Annotated in this window: 1 protein-coding gene; it reads right to left on the reverse strand. The window is 66.0% G+C overall.

Annotation, left to right across the window (positions count from 1 at the left end; all coding sequences use genetic code 11):
- Positions 1 to 22 precede the first annotated feature (22 nt).
- Complete coding sequence (locus M1M07_RS32235) at positions 23 to 1,222, reverse strand: IS110 family transposase (RefSeq protein WP_248676766.1); 1,200 nt, start codon at positions 1,220 to 1,222, stop codon at positions 23 to 25.
- Between the last annotated feature and the right edge of the window lie 243 nt (positions 1,223 to 1,465).

Below are 1,465 nucleotides of genomic sequence, written 5' to 3' on the forward strand. Positions count from 1 at the left end.
AGGAGGAATCTCAATGAAGTTGTCAAGCCGCCGCGACGGTAGACGCGGGCTGGTAGACCGCCTCGTCGCGGAGCATCGCCCACAACACGTTCACACGTCGGCGAGCCAAGGCAAGGACAGCTTGAGTATGACGCTTGCCCTCAGCGCGTTTCCGGTCGTAGTACACCCTCGATTCCGCGCAACTGCGGATACTGACCATCGCCGACAGGTAGCAGGCACGCAACAGACGCCGGTCGTAGCGTCTGGGCCGGTGCAGATTGCCCCGCACCCGCCCCGAATCACGAGGAACCGGAGCAAGTCCGGCAACGCCGGCAAGCCGGTCGGCAGATTCGAACACACTCATGTCACCGCCGGTGGCCGCGAGGAACTCCGCGCCGAGGATCGGTCCGAAACCGGGCATGCTCAGGATGATCCGTGCGTGCCGATGACTGTGAAATCGGGCCTCGATCTGCGCTTCGGTCTCACCGATCTGCGCATCGAGGGCAATCACCTCTTTCGCCAGCCGTGCGACCACCTCGGCGGCGACCTGCTGGCCGGGCACCCGCGTGTGCTGCGCCCCGGCCGCCGCGATTGCGGTCTGCGCAACCTGAGATGCGTTGCGGGCATGATGTTTCCGCAGCCATGCTTCGAGCCGGCCGGCGCCGATCCGGCGGATCCCGTCGGGGGTTCGGTAGCCGGTGAGCAGCACCAAGGCGGCCTTGGAGGTGGAGTAGTCGAAGGCCCGCTCGAGAGCGGGAAAATACTCGAGCAGCTGGGCGCGCAGCCGGTTGATCGCCCGGGTGCGATCGCACACCAGGTCGGTGCGGCGGGTGGTGAGGATGCGCAGGTCCACCGCGATCTCGTCGCCGATTCGGATCGGGTGCAGATCGCGGCGCATGCGGGCCTGGTCGGCGATGATCGCCGCGTCCTTGGCATCGGACTTGCCGTCGCCGCGGTACGAGCCCGCCGCGTGGTGCACGGTACGGCCGGGGATGTACAGCAACTGTTGGTCGCGGTCGAGCAGCATCGCGATCACCAGGCCGGCGCCACCGTGGTTCAGATCGATCGCCCAGGTGAGCTGCCCGTCTCGGGCGAGTCCGGCGACCTGCGAGATCAGCTCGTTCAGCGCGGTTTCGTCGTTGGTCACCCGGCGCGAGAGCAGTCGGTGTCCGTCGGTGTCGATGACCACGCAGTGGTGTTCGGTTTTGCCGGCGTCCAGGCCGGCCCACACGTGTTGTTCCATGGTTGTCTTTCCCCACTCGGATCCGGTGTCGGCCCCAGCAGACGACCACGCCGTCGTGTCCTTACACAGCGATCACATCGCGTCTCTCAATCAGCGGTCGAGTCGTCGCGGGACGTTGGGTGGCCAATCCTCCTTGGCCATCGACGGGGGCAGCAGAGCGATGAAAGCCATGTCCGACGTCCCTGGGTGGTTCGAAGCCTACGGCCGTCGCCCAGTTCGAACCCCCTGAAAGAAAGGTAAGGA

The sequence above is a fragment of the Rhodococcus sp. HM1 genome, from assembly GCF_023218075.1.
In the GTDB taxonomy this organism is placed as follows: domain Bacteria; phylum Actinomycetota; class Actinomycetes; order Mycobacteriales; family Mycobacteriaceae; genus Rhodococcus.

Bases quoted from the DNA above. Each gene is read 5' to 3' on its own strand.
- M1M07_RS32235 (WP_248676766.1), bottom strand. From the start codon at position 1,222: ATGGAACAACACGTGTGGGCCGGCCTGGACGCCGGCAAAACCGAACAC.